This is a genomic window from Streptomyces sp. NPDC049577 (assembly GCF_040675635.1).
In the GTDB taxonomy this organism is placed as follows: Bacteria; Actinomycetota; Actinomycetes; order Streptomycetales; family Streptomycetaceae; genus Streptomyces.
In genome coordinates, this window is the sequence record NZ_JBFAPH010000043.1 from 1 (window position 1) to 15,640 (window position 15,640).

Annotated in this window: 18 protein-coding genes; 13 read left to right on the forward strand and 5 right to left on the reverse strand. The window is 72.2% G+C overall.

The window, feature by feature from the left end; all coding sequences use genetic code 11:
• Positions 1-12 precede the first annotated feature (12 nt).
• The 10 genes from AB0K09_RS08150 (at position 13) to AB0K09_RS08195 (ending at position 8,089) form a co-directional block, all read left to right on the forward strand.
• Positions 13-1,074 carry a phage tail protein gene (locus tag AB0K09_RS08150; protein ID WP_366064465.1) on the forward strand — a complete coding sequence of 354 codons (1,062 nt, stop codon included), beginning with the start codon at positions 13-15 and terminating at the stop codon, positions 1,072-1,074.
• Between the two features lie 43 nt (positions 1,075-1,117).
• Positions 1,118-2,290 (forward strand): hypothetical protein, encoded by a 1,173-nt coding sequence (locus AB0K09_RS08155; protein ID WP_366064466.1) that lies wholly within the window; start codon positions 1,118-1,120, stop codon positions 2,288-2,290.
• 13 nt (positions 2,291-2,303) lie between these two features.
• Positions 2,304-3,233 carry a phage tail protein gene (locus tag AB0K09_RS08160; protein WP_366064467.1) on the forward strand — a complete coding sequence of 310 codons (930 nt, stop codon included), beginning with the start codon at positions 2,304-2,306 and terminating at the stop codon, positions 3,231-3,233.
• Between the two features lie 45 nt (positions 3,234-3,278).
• Positions 3,279-4,400, forward strand: coding sequence for a hypothetical protein (locus AB0K09_RS08165; protein ID WP_366064468.1), 1,122 nt, complete (start codon positions 3,279-3,281; stop codon positions 4,398-4,400).
• Positions 4,397-5,512: a hypothetical protein gene (locus AB0K09_RS08170; RefSeq protein WP_366064469.1), complete on the forward strand. Its 1,116-nt coding sequence runs from the start codon at positions 4,397-4,399 to the stop codon at positions 5,510-5,512. Before AB0K09_RS08165 ends, AB0K09_RS08170 begins: the two co-directional genes overlap by 4 nt.
• Positions 5,512-6,243, forward strand: a complete 732-nt coding sequence (locus AB0K09_RS08175) for a hypothetical protein (RefSeq protein WP_366064470.1) — start codon at positions 5,512-5,514, stop codon at positions 6,241-6,243. The genes AB0K09_RS08170 and AB0K09_RS08175 overlap by 1 nt, the downstream gene beginning before the upstream one ends.
• Positions 6,244-6,257: 14 nt before the next feature.
• Positions 6,258-6,530 (forward strand): hypothetical protein, encoded by a 273-nt coding sequence (locus AB0K09_RS08180; protein WP_366064471.1) that lies wholly within the window; start codon positions 6,258-6,260, stop codon positions 6,528-6,530.
• Between the two features lie 89 nt (positions 6,531-6,619).
• On the forward strand, positions 6,620-7,489 hold the full coding sequence (locus tag AB0K09_RS08185; RefSeq protein WP_366064472.1) for a peptidoglycan-binding protein: 870 nt from the start codon (positions 6,620-6,622) through the stop codon (positions 7,487-7,489).
• Positions 7,490-7,538: 49 nt separating this feature from the next.
• Entirely contained in the window at positions 7,539-7,823 is a 285-nt protein-coding gene (locus AB0K09_RS08190) for a hypothetical protein (protein WP_366064473.1), read from the forward strand.
• On the forward strand, positions 7,820-8,089 hold the full coding sequence (locus tag AB0K09_RS08195) for a hypothetical protein (protein WP_366064474.1): 270 nt from the start codon (positions 7,820-7,822) through the stop codon (positions 8,087-8,089). Before AB0K09_RS08190 ends, AB0K09_RS08195 begins: the two co-directional genes overlap by 4 nt.
• Positions 8,090-8,219: 130 nt before the next feature.
• On the opposite strand, the gene AB0K09_RS08200 is transcribed toward AB0K09_RS08195, so the two are convergent.
• Complete coding sequence (locus AB0K09_RS08200) at positions 8,220-8,894, reverse strand: Crp/Fnr family transcriptional regulator (protein WP_004939715.1); 675 nt, start codon at positions 8,892-8,894, stop codon at positions 8,220-8,222.
• A gap of 250 nt (positions 8,895-9,144) precedes the next feature.
• On the opposite strand from AB0K09_RS08200, the gene nth reads away from it, so the two are divergent.
• The 3 genes from nth (at position 9,145) to AB0K09_RS08215 (ending at position 12,239) form a co-directional block, all read left to right on the forward strand.
• Entirely contained in the window at positions 9,145-10,128 is a 984-nt protein-coding gene (gene nth / locus AB0K09_RS08205; RefSeq protein WP_366064475.1) for an endonuclease III, read from the forward strand.
• An 86-nt stretch (positions 10,129-10,214) separates the two neighbouring features.
• Positions 10,215-10,946, forward strand: a complete 732-nt coding sequence (locus AB0K09_RS08210; RefSeq protein ID WP_366064476.1) for a CoA pyrophosphatase — start codon at positions 10,215-10,217, stop codon at positions 10,944-10,946.
• A gap of 93 nt (positions 10,947-11,039) precedes the next feature.
• Positions 11,040-12,239 (forward strand): MarP family serine protease, encoded by a 1,200-nt coding sequence (locus AB0K09_RS08215; RefSeq protein WP_366064477.1) that lies wholly within the window; start codon positions 11,040-11,042, stop codon positions 12,237-12,239.
• Positions 12,240-12,293: 54 nt separating this feature from the next.
• Here the strand turns inward: AB0K09_RS08215 and AB0K09_RS08220 are convergent, their stop codons facing one another.
• From AB0K09_RS08220 to nhaA, 4 genes are all read right to left on the reverse strand, one after another.
• Positions 12,294-12,503, reverse strand: coding sequence for a hypothetical protein (locus AB0K09_RS08220; protein ID WP_366064478.1), 210 nt, complete (start codon positions 12,501-12,503; stop codon positions 12,294-12,296).
• 107 nt (positions 12,504-12,610) lie between these two features.
• Entirely contained in the window at positions 12,611-13,543 is a 933-nt protein-coding gene (locus tag AB0K09_RS08225) for an alpha/beta hydrolase (protein WP_366064489.1), read from the reverse strand.
• A gap of 50 nt (positions 13,544-13,593) precedes the next feature.
• A complete protein-coding gene (locus AB0K09_RS08230) occupies positions 13,594-14,064 on the reverse strand; it encodes a phage holin family protein (RefSeq protein WP_366064479.1) in 471 nt (156 codons plus the stop codon).
• 80 nt (positions 14,065-14,144) lie between these two features.
• Positions 14,145-15,542, reverse strand: coding sequence for a Na+/H+ antiporter NhaA (gene nhaA, locus AB0K09_RS08235; RefSeq protein WP_366064480.1), 1,398 nt, complete (start codon positions 15,540-15,542; stop codon positions 14,145-14,147).
• Between the last annotated feature and the right edge of the window lie 98 nt (positions 15,543-15,640).

A 15,640-nucleotide genomic window follows, 5' to 3' on the forward strand; every position in this document is an offset into this window, starting at 1 on the left:
ATTGGACGGCACATGTCACTAGTACGGTCGCTGGGCAGGGCCTCCCAGTCCCTGCGCGGCTTCAAGACCGGCCTCGAAGGCGCCGGGCGCGCCGCCAAGGACCTCGGTCAGAAGGCGGGAAGTGCCGGCACCGGGGTCGGCAAGGTCAGGACCGGGTCGCAACAGGCGGCCCGGGAGCTCAAGACGCTGCGGACGAACGCAGATCAGGCGGCGCGGTCGGTGAGCAAGGCCGGCAAGGAGGCCGGCAAGGGCGGCGGCTCGATGGGCCGGTTCCAGGGCGGGCTGAAGAACGCCGCCGGGGGCTTCAAGGGGCTCAACAAGGAGATGAAGGGCAATGTCATCGGCATGCTCCTCGGCCTTCTCCAGCCGCTGATCGAGAAGGTCGTCGCGATGGCGGCCAAGTCGAAGACGATGCAGAAGATCATGCATACGGCCTTCGACGTGATCGGCAAGGTCATCGGCGTCGTCATGAAGGCCGTCGGCCCCCTCATGCGATCCGTCGGCCGGATCGTCTCCAGTGTCTGGAAGGGCATTCAGAACGCCATCGCGCCGGTCGTCAAATGGATCGGCAGTGCCGTTCCCAAGGTGTTCACCGCCGTCAAGGACGCGCTGAGCAATACCTGGAAGGGACTGTCGGGCATCGCCCAGCGGGCGTTCGACGGCATCAAGGGGGCGGTCAAGGGACCGCTCAACGCGGTCATCGACATCATCAACTCGGCGATCGGAAAGCTGAACGGCATCAGGGTCTCGATCCCCGGCTGGGTTCCGCTGGTCGGCGGCAAGACGTTCGGCGTCAGCCTGCCCAGCATCCCGCGGCTGGCCGAGGGCGGCGTCGTCATGCCGCGCAGCGGTGGCGTGCCCGCCATCGTCGCCGAGGCGGGCGAGGCGGAGGCCGTGATGCCGCTGTCCAAGCTGGACCGGCTGCTGGCCCGCACGGCCGCCCAGGCACGCGCGCAGCAGGCGGGCGGCGCGGACGGCTCCGGGTTCCACATCGAGAACTACTACGCGGTGCAGTCCAGCGACCCGCGCCGAACGGCCGCCGCGCTGATGTTCCTCGCCAAAGCACGTGGCTGACGACATGCCGCGGCGGCGCACCTGAAGGGGAAGGAGGACGGCCATGGCCGCTGCCGTGGCACAGCTCGTGAACGCACGAGGCGCGTTCGGCGGTTTCGCGGGCGCGCTCGGCCAGACGGGACGGGCACTGCAGTCGTTGCGCGGCTCGGTGTCGTCCGCGGGCCGGTCCGTCGAGGGCATCAGGCGCCTGGTGGACCAGTCCGGCCCGCGAGCGAAGGAATTCAAGGGCGGCGCGGAGAGCGCCGCGCGCGCGGTGGACGGCGTGCGCAAGCAGGCGTCGGGTGCCGACCCGGCCGTACGGAGCCTGAAGTCGGCCGGACAGCGCAGTGCCCGGGAACTGTCCGGCCTGCGGAACGCCGCCGGCTCCGGCGCGACGGCGATCTCCTTCGCCGGCAAGACCGCCACCACGGGCAATCGCCTGTCGCTGGTCTTCGGCAAGGGGCTGCGGCTCGGCTCCGGCGTCATGAAGGCGATCAACGTCACCATGAAGACGAGTCCCTGGGGACTCGTCATCGGCCTGCTCGCGCCCGTAGCCGAACAACTCGTCACGATGGCCCTGGAGTCGAAGACCGGCCAGCGCCTCATGGAGCTCGTCTTCGGCCTGGTGGAGAAGGAGATCCAGGTCGCCGCCAAGCTCATCGGGCTGTACGTCGGCGCGCTCACCGGGATCGTCACAACCGTCTGGAACGGTCTGCGCAGCCTGGTGCGGCCGACGCTGGACTGGATCACCAAGACCGTGCCCGGCTTCTTCGGCAAGGTACGGGACGCCATGGCGCGCACGCTCGGCGGCATCGGCGACTTCGTGATGAGCGCCGCGCAGGCCGTGCTCGGGGGCATCAAGGGCCCGATCAGCGGGATCGTCGCCTTCGCCAACATGATCATCGACGGGCTCAACTCGCTGAGCTTTTCCTTCTTCGGCAAGAAGTTCGGCGTCCATCTGTCCCGCATTCCCGAGCTGGCGCACGGCGGTGTCGTACCGGCGCGCCCCGGCGGGCGGCCCGTTCTGGTCGCCGAGGCGGGCGAGGCGGAGGCCGTCGTTCCGCTGTCCGTGCTGCGCCGGCTGCTGGCCCGTACCGAGGCCCGGGCGCGGGCCGGGCAGGGGCTCCGGCCGCGTGTCCGGCGCGCCGCGCACATCGACCACTACCACGAAGCCGCGCACGCGGGCCCGTACGGCACGGCCGAGGACCTGCTGTTCCGCGCACGGACCAGAAGGTGAGGGAGGCCGAGCCATGGCCGACACACAACCGAACACCGCCATCGCCACGGACGCGCCCCCCGGCTCACTGATCACCCTCGACGGGCAGATCCAGTGGGCCGGACTGCTGCTCGGACCCGGCACGCCGTACGAGATCGCGAGCAGCGGCCTCACCGGCTGGGCCGACCTGCCCGCGCTCGACTCCGGGGACGTGCTCCGGCCGGACCAGCACGGCGCGTGGCCGGGTACCCAGTGGGCCCAGCAGCGGACCGTTTCGGCGACGGTCTGGCTGCTGCCCGACAGTGCGGGCCAGGCGGACGCCGTCATCGGCGCGTTCCTGGCCGGGACCGGTGTGCAGCAGGGCGAGCAGTGGCTCGCCGTGCGACTGCACGGCCGCACGCTCGCCTGCCGGGCACGCGTCAGCCAGCGCGTGGTGCCGACGGACCGTGCGTACGCGACCCAGGGCGCCGCCAAGGTGACCCTGCAATGGGTGTGCGCGGATCCCCGCCGGTACGCCGTCGACGAACGGGTCGCGCAGACCGGACTGCCGTCCCCGGAGCCCGGTCTGGACTGGGCGCCCGGTCTCGACTGGCCGCTGGACTGGGGTCCGGCCGGCTCTACCGGAAACATGACGGTCGTCAACGAAGGGGATGCCCCGACCGCGCCGGTCGTGGAATTCCGCGGCCCGGTCACCCTTCCGTCCCTGACCCGCCTGGAGGACGGTCGGCGGTTGCAGTACGACATCACGCTCGCCGACTCCGACGTGCTGACCGTCGACACCTCCGCCGGCACCGTGCTGCTCAACGGCACCGCGTCCCGGCTGTACACCGCCCGGCCCGACTCCCTGCCCGAGTACCTCTTCCAGCTGCCGCCCGGGCCCACCTCCCTGGCGTTCCGCGCCGCCCCCGGACCGGCGGACCCACGCGCGTCGGTGTCGGTCACCTGGCGCGACGCCCGCTGGTAGCGCGCGGCCCGGCCCCCCGCACCCACTCAACCCACGGAGGACGACATGACCGTACGCAGCGCATGGCTGCTCAACCGCTCCGACGCCGACGGTGGCCAGACCCGTGCCGACACCCGGCTCGCACCGACCGGCACGGCCGTCCCGGCGGGCCCGCTGTCCTCGCGGGACGGCGTGATCCCCGGTTCCGCCGACGGCAAGTCCGTCATCGCCGGGCTGACCCTGACCAAGACCGGCAACATGACGGCCCAGCTCTCGCCCGGCCGCGCGCTCGTCCAGGGCAGCGACACGGCGGGCGCGTACCCCGTCGTCGTGACCGACTACGAGAACCTCACCTTCGCGGACGGCGACGCGAGCAATCCCCGCGTCGACCTCGTCGTGCTGCACGTGTACGACCAGCAGCAGGAATCGGGCGCCGTCTCGCGCGCCGTCGTCGAGATCATCAAGGGCACACCCGCCGCCGCGCCGACCGCACCGACGACGCCGCCGGCCGCGCTCGCGCTGTACGCGGTGACCGTTCCGGTCGCCGCCTCGGCCGGCAACACCGGCATCAACTGGGCGACAGGCGTGTCCGACCGGAGGCGCGCGACCGTCGCGGTCGGCGGCATCGTCCCGCTCGGCTGGGGACTCAACTTCCAGGGCGCCTATCCCGGCCAGTACCGCGACACGGGCAGCGGGCTGGAGCGCTGGAACGGCACCGCGTGGACCGCGTACCCGCCCGCGCCGGTGTGGACCGACTACACGCCCGTGTGGCGCTCCGAGAACGGCGTCCAGCCGGTCATCGGCAACGGCACGCTCGCCGGCTCCTCCACGAAGATCGGCACCACCGTGCACGTGCGGATCTACCTCAAGATCGGATCCACCACCAACCTCACCGCCCAGGACCCGAACGCCAACTGGTCGTTCTCGCTGCCGTACCCGCCGTCCGCCACGGCCTGGAAGACCGACGGCCGGTTCATGAACGCGCTCGGCTACGACAGCAGCACCAGCCCCCGGATGTGGTCCGGCACGGGCCTGCTCGCCACCACCAACGGCGGCGTCGTGCGCAGCATCCAGGACAGCGTCGGCTCCACCGACGGCAAGCCCGCCATCTGGGACAAGACGGCCCCCTACACCTGGAAGGCCGGCGACGTGCTGACGATCTGGGGCACCTACGAGGCCGCCTCGTGACCGGCCCGGCCGGTGCCCCGCCCGCCTACCGCGCGGTCTTCTGCGACCTGCGCAGTGACCAGGTCCTCGACACCCTGCCGCTCACCGAGGTCCAGTACGACGACTACATCGGCAAGCCGGGCTCGCTCACCGCCACCATTCCGCTGCCCGACGCGGCGCTCGCCCAACGCGCGCGGGCCGCGCTCGAACCGGGCCGCACAGCGGTGTGGCTGGAGCGCGGAACGGAGATCTGGTGGGGCGGCATCCTCTGGACGTGCACACCGGCCGGCGACGAACGGGGCCGCGCCGAGGTGCAGATCCAGGCCGGCACCTTCGACTCGTACCTCGACCACCGGATCCTCTCCTCGGACCTGAACCTCAGCGGCGACCAGTTCGACCTCGTGCGCCGGATCCTGGACCACATCCAGGGCGTCGAGGGCGGCGACATCGGCCTCGTCTACGGAACGGAGGCCTCGGGCGTCAACCGGACGCGGTCCTTCGCGATGAGCGACGTGGCCCGGGTACGGGAGATCCTCGACACCCTGGCGGCCATGGACGACGGCTTCGAGTGGCGCGTCCACTGCTACCGCGACACCCAGACCGGAGCGCGCGTCAAACAGCTCCAGCTCGGACACCCCGTCATCAGGACCGGCGCGACGGACATCGTGCTCGACCGGCCCGGCCCCGTGCTGTCCTACAGCCTGCCCTCCGACGCCACCGTGCAGGCCAACGCCTGGCAGTCACGCGGCGCGTCCGTCAACCGCAACCAGGCCCGGGAATCGGCGCCGCTGCTGTCGCGGCCCCTGTGGAACAGGGACGACATCCTCGTGGGCGGCTGGCCGCGCCTCGACGGCACGTCCGACTACAGCGACATCAGCGACCAGGCACTCCTGGACGCGCACGCCCTCGCCGACTGGCGCCGGGCCGCCAGGCCGCAGGTCATTCCCGAGATCACGGTGCGGGTGGACGGCCGCATCACCCCCGCCCTGCTGGGTTCCGCCCTCCGGCTGCGCATGCACGACCTGTGGCACGCGGAGGGGTCCGACACACGCTTCCGGATCGTCGGCCTCGCGGTCACGCCGCCCTCGCGGGGACAGGCCGAGACCGCCAAGCTCTACCTGGAGAAACTCTGATGGCCGCCATACCGCTCGATCTGCTCGACCGCATCCGTGAACTGGAGCGCCAGGTGCGGGCCCTGATGGGCAGCGCGAACACCCGGCCCGCCCAGAACGAGGTCCTCGGCGGCCCGGTACGGATCGGCGACGGGGGCACCCTGGACGTCCGCGAACCCGGCGGACACCAGATCCTCGGCGTCGGCTTCTGGCCGGGCACCCAGCCGCCCGAGTACGGCTTCGCCATCAGCCGTCGCTCCGGAAAGGCGGCCGTGACGCTGCGCAACGGCACCGACGACAAGAAGGAGCAACCCTTCCGGATCTACGACCCCTACGGTGCGGAGATCGTCGCGGACGACATCGACACCGGCGGCCTGGCCCGGCCCTATCTGCCCGTCCCGATGTGGCCCGCCTTCGAGGGCGGCTGGGAGCAGTGGCCCCGGACCAACTCCTCGTCCTTCCAGGCCCTGTGGCACGGCCGGATCTACCGCCAGCAGCCCAAGATCACGCTGCTGGTGCGCGCCTCCACGGACAACAGCGACACCAAGGGCGCCGTCCAGCTGTTCATCGGCTCCGACCCGGTGGGCAGCGCGGAGAACATCGGCTTCGGGGTGGGCTGGACGACCCTCGGGCCGTTCGCCCTGCCGGGCGGCCACATGGACCAGCTGGACATCTCGCTCTCCGCCAAGAGGACCGCCGGCACGGGCTCGATCCGCGCCACCGTGGTCGCGGCCTGGACCCGACAGTCGTGATCGGAGCGACCCCCATGACACAGCTGACCGGCATGGCCGACATCCCCCTGCCCGACGGCGACCTCCCGCCCGGCTGGCCGCCCGTGCTGCCCAGACCGGCGGAACCGCTGCTGCCCGTACCGCCCGAGGAGCCGCTGCCGCAGCCCGCGCCGCAGGACCCGCAGCCCGCGCCGCAGGACCCGCAGCCCGCGCCGCAGGACCCGCAGCCCGCGCCGCAGGACCCGCAGCCGGACCCGGGAGTGCCGGACCCCGCCGTGCCGAACCCGGAGGACCCGCCCACCGGCTGACCGGTCCCGCAGTCGCATCCGCCCGGCCCCGTTCCGCCGTCCGGCAGAACGGGGCCCTGTCATACCCGCACGTCCCACGGAGGTTCCTCATGGCCATACCCCTCACCGCGGACGGCTTCCTCGCCGCACTGCGCGCCGAGGGCGTCCGCGTCGTCGAGCACGACGGCTGGCGCACCCACAACCGCAACAGCAAGGGCCCCTGGGGCCCGGTCAACGGCGTGATGCTGCACCACACGGCCGGCACGGACAGCGTCGAGCTCTGCTACGACGGCGACGAAGAGCTGCCCGGCCCGCTGTGCATCGGCGTGCTGGCCAAGGACGGCACGGTGCACCTGGTCGGCTACGGGCGCACGAACCACGCCGGGCGCGGCTCCATGGCGACCTATCGCGCCGTCTGCGCGGAGGACTCGACGCCCGGCAGCCCCGGCCCGGACGCCGTCGACGGCAACGTCCACTTCTACGGTTTCGAGATCGAGAACCTCGGCGACGGCGACGACCCTTACCCGGACGCCCAGCTGGACGCCGTCGAGCGCGTCGCCGCGGCCGTCTGCCGGGCACACGGCTGGACGGCGGCGAGCGTGATCGGCCACAAGGAGTGGACGAGCCGCAAGATCGACCCGTCGTTCTCCATGGGCGGGATGCGCGACCGGATCGCCCGGCGGCTCGCCGGCCGGACGGGCCCCGCCGCGCCTGCGTCACCCGCCGGACCGTACGAGCCGTTCCCCGGTGCCGGATTCTTCACCGACGGCCAGGACAGCCCGGTCATCACCGCCATGGGACGACGGCTGGTGGAGGAGGGCTGCGGACGCTACGAGGTCGGGCCGGGCCCGGAGTGGACGGACGCCGACCGCGAGTCGTACGCCGCCTGGCAGCGCGAGCTCGGCTTCTCCGGCGCGGACGCGGACGGCATCCCCGGGCGGGTCAGCTGGGACCGGCTGCGCGTGCCCCGCTCGTCCTGAGGCCGCCCGCGACCGCGGAGTGGTGCACGACCGCAGAAAGGATTCAGCTGTGTCCGACCCCACCAGACGGACCATCCGCACGATTCTGCAGACCGCCGTCGCCCTGGCCGCCGTCCTGCCCGCCGTCGTCGAGGCGTCCGGCATCCCGGCGGCCCTGCCCTGGGTGGCGGCCGCGCTCGCGATCGCCGGCGCGCTGACGCGTGTCATGGCGCTGCCGGGCGTGCAGGGCCTGCTGCCCCGGTGGCTGCGCACCGGCACCGCGCCCGGCGGGGACGGGGAGCTGTTGAGCCTCCTCGGCCGGGAGAACGCCGACGGGGACCGGGGCCGCCCATGACGCAGCCTCCGTCCTCGCCGTCCGACGCGGCGGCCGTCGCCCTGGAGCTGGAACGGCTGCGCGGCACCGTGGAAGCCGGGTTCGCCCGGGTCGACGGGGCGCTGGCGCTCCTGGTGCAGCGCAGCGACCAGAGCGACCGGCAGCTGGCGGACCACGAAGTCCGGCTCGACGCCCTGGAGCGCGCCCGCTGGCCTCTGCCGTCCCTGGCGGCGCTCACGGGACTGGCGGGGCTGCTGACGGCCGTCTACGGCGCGTTCGCGCGCTGAGCGGCCGTCCGGCTCCCTCCGGCTCCGCAGGAGGTGCGACCGAGCACGAGAAGCCCCCGCCGGTGTCCCCGGCGGGGGCTTTCGTCGCGTTGTCCGTCGCCGTCGGTGCGGGCCGGTGGAGTGCTGTTCGTCAGCGCGAGCGCTTGGCGAGGCGCTCGACGTCCAGCAGGATCACCGCGCGGGCCTCCAGCCGGAGCCAGCCGCGGCCGGCGAAGTCGGCGAGCGCCTTGTTGACCGTCTCGCGGGAGGCGCCGACGAGCTGGGCGAGCTCCTCCTGCGTGAGGTCGTGCACGACATGGATGCCCTCTTCGGACTGCACGCCGAAGCGGCGGGACAGATCGAGCAGGGCCTTGGCGACACGGCCGGGGACGTCGGAGAAGACGAGGTCCGACATCGAGTCGTTGGTGCGGCGCAGCCGTCGGGCGACGGCGCGCAGCAGGGCGGTGGCCACCTCGGGGCGGGCGTTGAGCCAGGGCTGGAGGTCGCCGTGGCCCAGGCCGAGGAGCTTGACCTCGGTCAGCGCGGTGGCGGTGGCGGTGCGCGGTCCCGGGTCGAAGAGGGACAGCTCGCCGATGAGCTCGCCGGGGCCGAGGACCGCCAGCATGTTCTCGCGGCCGTCGGGGGAGGTGCGGTGGAGCTTCACCTTGCCCTCGGTCACCACGTAGAGGCGGTCGCCCGGGTCTCCTTCGTGGAACAGGGCGTCGCCCCTCGCGAGGGTGACCTCGCCCATGGAGGCGCGCAGCTCAGCGGCCTGCTCATCATCGAGCGCCGCGAACAGCGGGGCGCGCCGCAGAACGTCGTCCACGAGTTCTCTCCTTGTCGACATGCACAGGGGACCGTGGTCTCCATGATGCCCGTCGGTAAAACTGTGTGATCAAACACAAGTGTGGCGCATCGCCGACGGAACCCCTACGGCAGGGGTCCGATTGGGCTGTGGTTTTCCTGCGCTCGGCACGGATGTCGGTGCTGGGCCTTAGTCTGGCCGGGTGTCCAATACGCCGGTGAGAGCACAGGGCAAGGGGGCCGGGAGGGTGACCTCGGCCAGTAATTCCGCTGTGGGCGAACGCGCTGCCACGGGGTCGGCAAATGCCGCGAGCGAGGACAAACGCGCCGCCGGGAAGAAGGCAACCGCGAAGAAGGCGGCTGCGAAGAAGGCGGCCCCGACCGGCAAGGCGGCTGCCGCGAAGAAGACCCCCGCCGGAAAGAAGACCGCCGCGAAGAAGACCGCCGCGAAGACGACGGCGGCCTCCGCGGCCGTCGCCTCCGCCGCCGCCGGGGAATCGCGCACCGCGCTTGTCCGCCGTGCCCGGCGGATCAACCGCGAGCTCGCCGAGGTCTACTCGTACGCCCACCCCGAGCTCGACTTCGAGAACCCCTTCCAGCTCCTGGTCGCCACGGTCCTCTCCGCGCAGACCACGGACCTGCGGGTCAACCAGACGACCCCGGCGCTGTTCGCCGTCTACCCGACGCCCGAGGACATGGCGGCCGCCGACCCCGAGGCCCTGGAGCAGGTGATCCGGCCGACCGGGTTCTTCCGGGCCAAGGCCAAATCGCTGATCGGCCTGTCCGCCGCCCTCCGTGATCGCTTCGGTGGCGAGGTGCCGGGCCGGCTGGAGGACCTGGTCACGCTGCCCGGCGTCGGCCGGAAGACGGCCAACGTGGTCCTCGGTAACGCGTTCGGCGTGCCGGGAATCACCGTGGACACCCATTTCGCCCGGCTTGTCCGGCGCTGGAAGTGGACCGACCAGGAGGACCCGGAGAAGATCGAGGCCGACATCTGCGGCCTCTTCCCCAAGAGCGAGTGGACGATGCTCTCGCACCGGGTCATATTCCACGGCCGCCGCATCTGCCACTCCCGCAAGCCGGCCTGCGGTGCCTGCCCCATCGCCCCGCTCTGCCCCTCGTACGGCGAGGGCGAGACGGACCCGGAGAAGGCGAAGAAGCTGCTCAAGTACGAGATGGGTGGCATGCCCGGCCAGCGGCTCAAGCCGCCGCCGGACTTCCCGGGCCCGCCCGCGCCCCCGCTGGGAGCGGAGTGACGGTGTCCGCGCCGTACACACCGCCGCCCGGAGGCCCGGAGCGCGGGAAGGAACACGGCGCACGCACCGACCGCGAGGGAACCCGTATGACGAGCACCTACGGCGCGCACGACGCCTCGTACCGCGCCACCCACCGCGCCTCCCACCACGAGGACGAGGCCCTGGTCAGCACGGAGGGGCTGCCCGAGTGGCTCGGGCCCGTCGCCCGGCTGCCGGGGGCCCTGGAGCCGCACCAGCTCAGCCGCTTCCTGCCGCCCGAGTCCGGGGGGCGTCAGTCCGCCGTGCTCATCCTCTTCGGCGAGGGCGAGCGCGGCCCCGAGCTGCTGCTCCTGGAGCGGGCGGGCACGCTCCGCTCCCACGCCGGACAGCCGTCCTTCCCCGGCGGCGCGCTGGATCCCGAGGACGGCGATCCGGAGGGCAGCGGCCCGGTGCGGGCCGCGCTGCGGGAGGCAGAGGAGGAGACCGGGCTCGACCCGTCCGGCGTCCAGGTCTTCGGCGTGCTGCCCAAGCTCTACATCCCGGTGAGCCGGTTCGTCGTCACCCCCGTGCTGGGATGGTGGCGGCGGCCCAGTCGGGTCGCGCCGGTGGACGAGCGCGAGACCGCCCGGGTCTTCACCGTCCCGGTCAGCGAGCTCACGGACCCCTCGAACCGGGCCACGGCCGTCCACCCGAGCGGCCACCGCGGTCCCGCCTTCACCGTCGGGTCCGCGCTGGTGTGGGGATTCACCGCCGGGGTGATCGACCGCGTGCTGCACTACGCGGGCTGGGAGCGGCCCTGGGACCGAGAGCGGCAGGTCCCGCTGGACTGGCGTGCCTGACCGGCATGAGACGGTGGCCGGTGGGCCATCCGACCACCCGGAGCCGGCGACGGCGACAACCGCGCCGCCAACTGCAATGCGAGGCATCTTTCGGTGAACGTGCTGGACATCGTGCTGCTGGTCGCCGCCGTGTGGTTCGCGATCATCGGCTACCGCCAGGGGTTCGTCGTCGGCGTGCTCTCGGTGGTCGGATTCCTCGGCGGTGGCCTCGCGGCCGTCTACGCCCTGCCCGTGATCTGGGACAGCGCCACGGACGACGCCCGGCCGGGCTCGGTCGCGGCCGTGGTGGCCGTCGCGATCGTCATCCTCTGCGCCTCGGTGGGCCAGGCCGCGACCACCCACCTCGGCAACCGGCTCCGCCGCCACATCACCTGGTCCCCGGCCCGCGCCCTGGACGCGACGGGCGGCGCGCTCGTCAACGTGGTGGCGATGCTGCTGGTCGCCTGGCTGATCGGCTCCGCCCTCGCGGGCACGTCACTGCCGACGCTGGGCAAGGAGGTCCGCAGCTCCAAGGTGCTGCTCGGGGTGGCCCGGGTCGTGCCGCCCGAGGCCAACACCTGGTTCGCCGACTTCAGCACCGTCCTCGCGCAGAACGGCTTCCCCCAGGTCTTCGCCCCGTTCTCCACCGAACCGATCACGTCGGTGCCCGCGCCCGACCCCCAGCTGGCCGGCAGCCCGGTCGCCACCGTGGCCCAGCGCAGCATCGTCAAGGTCGTCGGCAACGCGCCCGGCTGCGGCAAGGTCCTGGAGGGCAGCGGCTTCGTCTTCGCCCCGCACCGCGTGATGACCAACGCGCATGTCGTCGGCGGCGTGGACGAACCGACCGTGCAGGTCGGTGGCCAGGGCCGGCTCCACGACGCCAAGGTCGTGATCTACGACTGGAAGCGCGACATCGCCGTCCTCGACGTGCCCTCGCTCAATGCGCCCGTGCTCCACTTCGCCGAGAACGACGCGGAGAGCGGCAAGAGCGCCATCGTCGCCGGCTTCCCGGAGAACGGCTCCTACGACGTGCGCGCCGCGCGGATCCGCAGCCGGGTACGGGCCAACGGCCCCGACATCTACCACCGGGGCAACGTCCGCCGCGACGTCTACTCGCTGTACGCGACCGTGCGCCAGGGCAACTCCGGCGGTCCGCTGCTCACACCGGACGGCGAGGTCTACGGCGTGGTCTTCGCCAAGTCCCTCGACGACGCCGACACCGGCTACGCGCTCACCGCCGACGAGGTGCGGGAGGACGCCGTCAACGGCCGGACGGTCACGGGCCGCGCGGACACCCAGGGCTGCGCGCTCTGACCCGGACCGGGGAGGCGGTCCGTAACGGGGCCCCGGCCCCGGCCGGGGAGGCGGCTAGCGGCCGCGGGGATGGCGCAGCCGCGCCGACACCCAGCGGGCGCGGCGGCGGATGATCCGGGGAATGCCGATCCGGGGATCGTGCCCGGCCTCCGGCCGGTGCTCTCCCCAGGCGGCCCTCTCGGATCCCTCGGTCACAGCGAGCGCGGCATCGCCTTCGGCGCCGCGCTCCTGAGTCACGTCACGGTAATCGTGCGTCCAGCCCATACCCAGAGCTCTGCCCGTGCCCAAAGGTCGGTAATCGCCCATGGGTCCGTCAATTGGCCTATGCGCGGGGCAATTGGCTGTTCGAGGTGCGGGCGTTCATGTCTCGCTCAGCGGTCCGGTTCCGGGTCCTTGAGCCAGCTGATCAGCTCGTTCGAGAAGGCCACCGGATCCTCTTCGTGCGGGAAGTGCCCCAGGCCGTCGAAGAGCCGCCAGCGGTAGGGGGCCTCCACGTACTCGCCGGAGCCCGCGGCGCTGCGCGTCCGCATCACCGGATCGAGCGAGCCGTGCAGATGCAGCGTCGGCACCCGCACCGGGCGCTTCATCCGGCGGTTGAACTGGATGCCGTCCGGGCGCGCCATCGACCGCACCATCCAGCGGTACGGCTCCACGGAACAGTGCGCCGTCGAGGGGATCGACATCGCCCGGCGGTAGGTCTCCACCGCCTCGTCGTCCGGCAGCCGGGGCCCGGACCACTCCCGCACCAGCCGTCCCACCAGCGCCGCGTCGTCCGCGACGAGCCGGCGCTCGGGCAGCCAGGGCCGCTGGAATCCCCAGACGTACGAGCCGGCCGCGCTCTGCTTGGGATCGGTGAGCATCGCCGACCGCCAGCGGCGCGGGTGCGGCATCGAGGACACCGCCAGCCGGCGCACCAGCTTCGGCCGCATGACGGCGGCCGTCCAGGCCAGATATCCACCCAGGTCGTGGCCGACCAGCGCGGCGTCCGGCTCGCCGAGGGAACGCACGACCCCGGTGATGTCCAGGGCGAGGTTGGCGGGGTCGTAACCCCGCGGCGTGCGGTCGCTGCCGCCCACTCCGCGCAGGTCCATGGCCACGGCCCGGAACCCCGCCTCGGCCAGCGCCGGCAGCTGATGCCGCCACGTCCACCAGAACTGCGGAAAGCCGTGCAGCAGCAGTACCAGCGGTCCCTCGCCCATCTCGGCGATGTGGAACCGCGCACCGTTCGCCGCGACGTCGCGGTGCGTCCACGGGCCCTCGCAGCGGACTACCGCGGAAGGAGAGGCCCCGGGCGGCGGCGTCATGGGCATGCCGGGGCCGGGGAACTCGGGCGCAGCGGAGGTATCGGGCACCGTCATACGGACGAGCGTGTCACAGATACGTCCACCTGGCTGTCCGTCCGGACGGACTCACCGGCGGAACGCGGGTGCGGCTTGACGGTGCCCAGCACGGCGGCCGTCTCCTTGGCCGAGGCGATGCTCTTCTCCGGCTTCTTGATCTTCTTGAACTTGGCCACCGCCAGCAGCCCCAGCACCGCCGCGACCACGAGGTACGCGCCGCCGACGATCAGGAACGACCAGGCGAGGCCCATGCCGAGGTTGTGGATGCCGTACGCCGCCGCGAAGCTCAGCACAGGCAGCGAGAACAGCGCCAGCGTGCCCGCCGCGGCGATCGCGCCGCCGCCGATGCCCAGCCGCCGCGCGTCCTGCCGGAGCTCGGCCTTGGCCAGTGCGATCTCGTCGTGCACCAGCGCGGACAGCTCAGTGGTGGCGGTGGCCACCAGCTGGCCGAGGCTGCGGTTGGCACCCTCGTCGGCTGCGCTCATCGGCTGCTCCCTCATCGTCGTCGTGCTCTGCGTCATCGTCTCTGCGTCCCGTGGTCCGCGGCGTGGTCAAGCCTCTCAGATCATGCCGGACCGTCGTCCCGGGTGGTGCGTCCGGCGGCGACTTCCGCCAGCCGGCGGTGCTCGGCGGCCTTGGCCTCGTGGATCGCGGCCATGCGCAGGTGGTAGGCCGGGTTGTCCTGTTCGTAGATGTCGGGGATGCCGTCGAGGTCGTCGTCGCGCTCCTCTTCGGCCCACAGCTTCTTGTACTTGTTGTCCCGCAGCTTGAGGAGAATGCTCGCGAGCACGGCGGCCATGAGCGAGCCGAGCAGCACGGCCGCCTTGATCTCGTCCGCGAGCACCGGGTCGTCGGCGAAGGCCAGCTCGCCGATCAGCAGCGAGACGGTGAAGCCGATGCCGGCCAGCGTGGCCACGGCCAGCACGTCCGGCCACTTCAGATCGGGGTTGAGCTCGGCGCGGGTGAAGCGGGCGGTGAGCCAGGTGCCGCCGAAGACGCCGACCGCCTTGCCGACGACCAGGCCGAGCACCACGCCGAGCGTCTCCGGCCGACGGAAGACGTCCGACAGCGCGCCCCCGGAGATCGCCACACCTGCCGAGAAGAGCGCGAACAGCGGTACGGCCAGCCCCGCCGACAGCGGGCGCACGAGGTGCTCGATGTGCTCGCCGGGCGAGTACTTCTCGTCCTCGTGCCGGGTGCAGCGCAGCATCAGGCCCATGGCCACGCCCGCGATCGTCGCGTGGACGCCGCTGTTGTACATCAGCGCCCAGTTCACCACCGCCAGGGGCACGTACACGTACCAGCCGCGCACGCCCTTGCGCAGCAGCAGCCAGAAGACCGCCAGACCGAGCACGGCGAATCCGAGGGCGGCGAAGTCGAGCTTCGAGGTGAAGAAGACGGCGATGATCAGGATCGCGAACAGGTCGTCGACCACGGCCAGGGTCAGCAGGAAGGCGCGCAGGGCGGACGGCAGCGAGGTGCCGATGACGGCGAGCACGGCGAGCGCGAAGGCGATGTCCGTGGCGGTGGGCACCGCCCAGCCGCTCAGCGACCCGCCGCCGGTGGAGGCCACCGTGAAGTACACCAGAGCGGGTGTCGCCATGCCGCACACCGCTGCCGCCACGGGGAGCAGGGCCGCCTTGGGCTCGCGCAGCTCGCCCGCGACCAGCTCGCGTTTGAGCTCGATGCCGGCGACGAAGAAGAAGACGGCCAGCAGGCCGTCGGCCGCCCAGTGCTGGACGGAGAGGTCGAGCCCCAGGGAAGCCGGCCCGAGGTGGAAGTCGCGGACAGTCCGGTAGCTCTCGCGCAGGGGGGTGTTCGCCCAGATGGCCGCGGCGACGGCGGCGACCAGCAGCAGTACGCCGCCCACGGTCTCGGTCCGCAGCGCGTCCGCGAGGTAGTTCCGCTCGGGCAGCGGAAGTCTGCCGAGGAAGACGGAACGGCGGTTCTGGGGCGCGGCCACGGTGGTGGACCTCCTGGGGTCGACGGCTGGCACGCGGTATGCGTGCGTTGTTTGCCGACCAGACTTCCCGGCGCGCCCCTGATTATTGTCGCCATTTT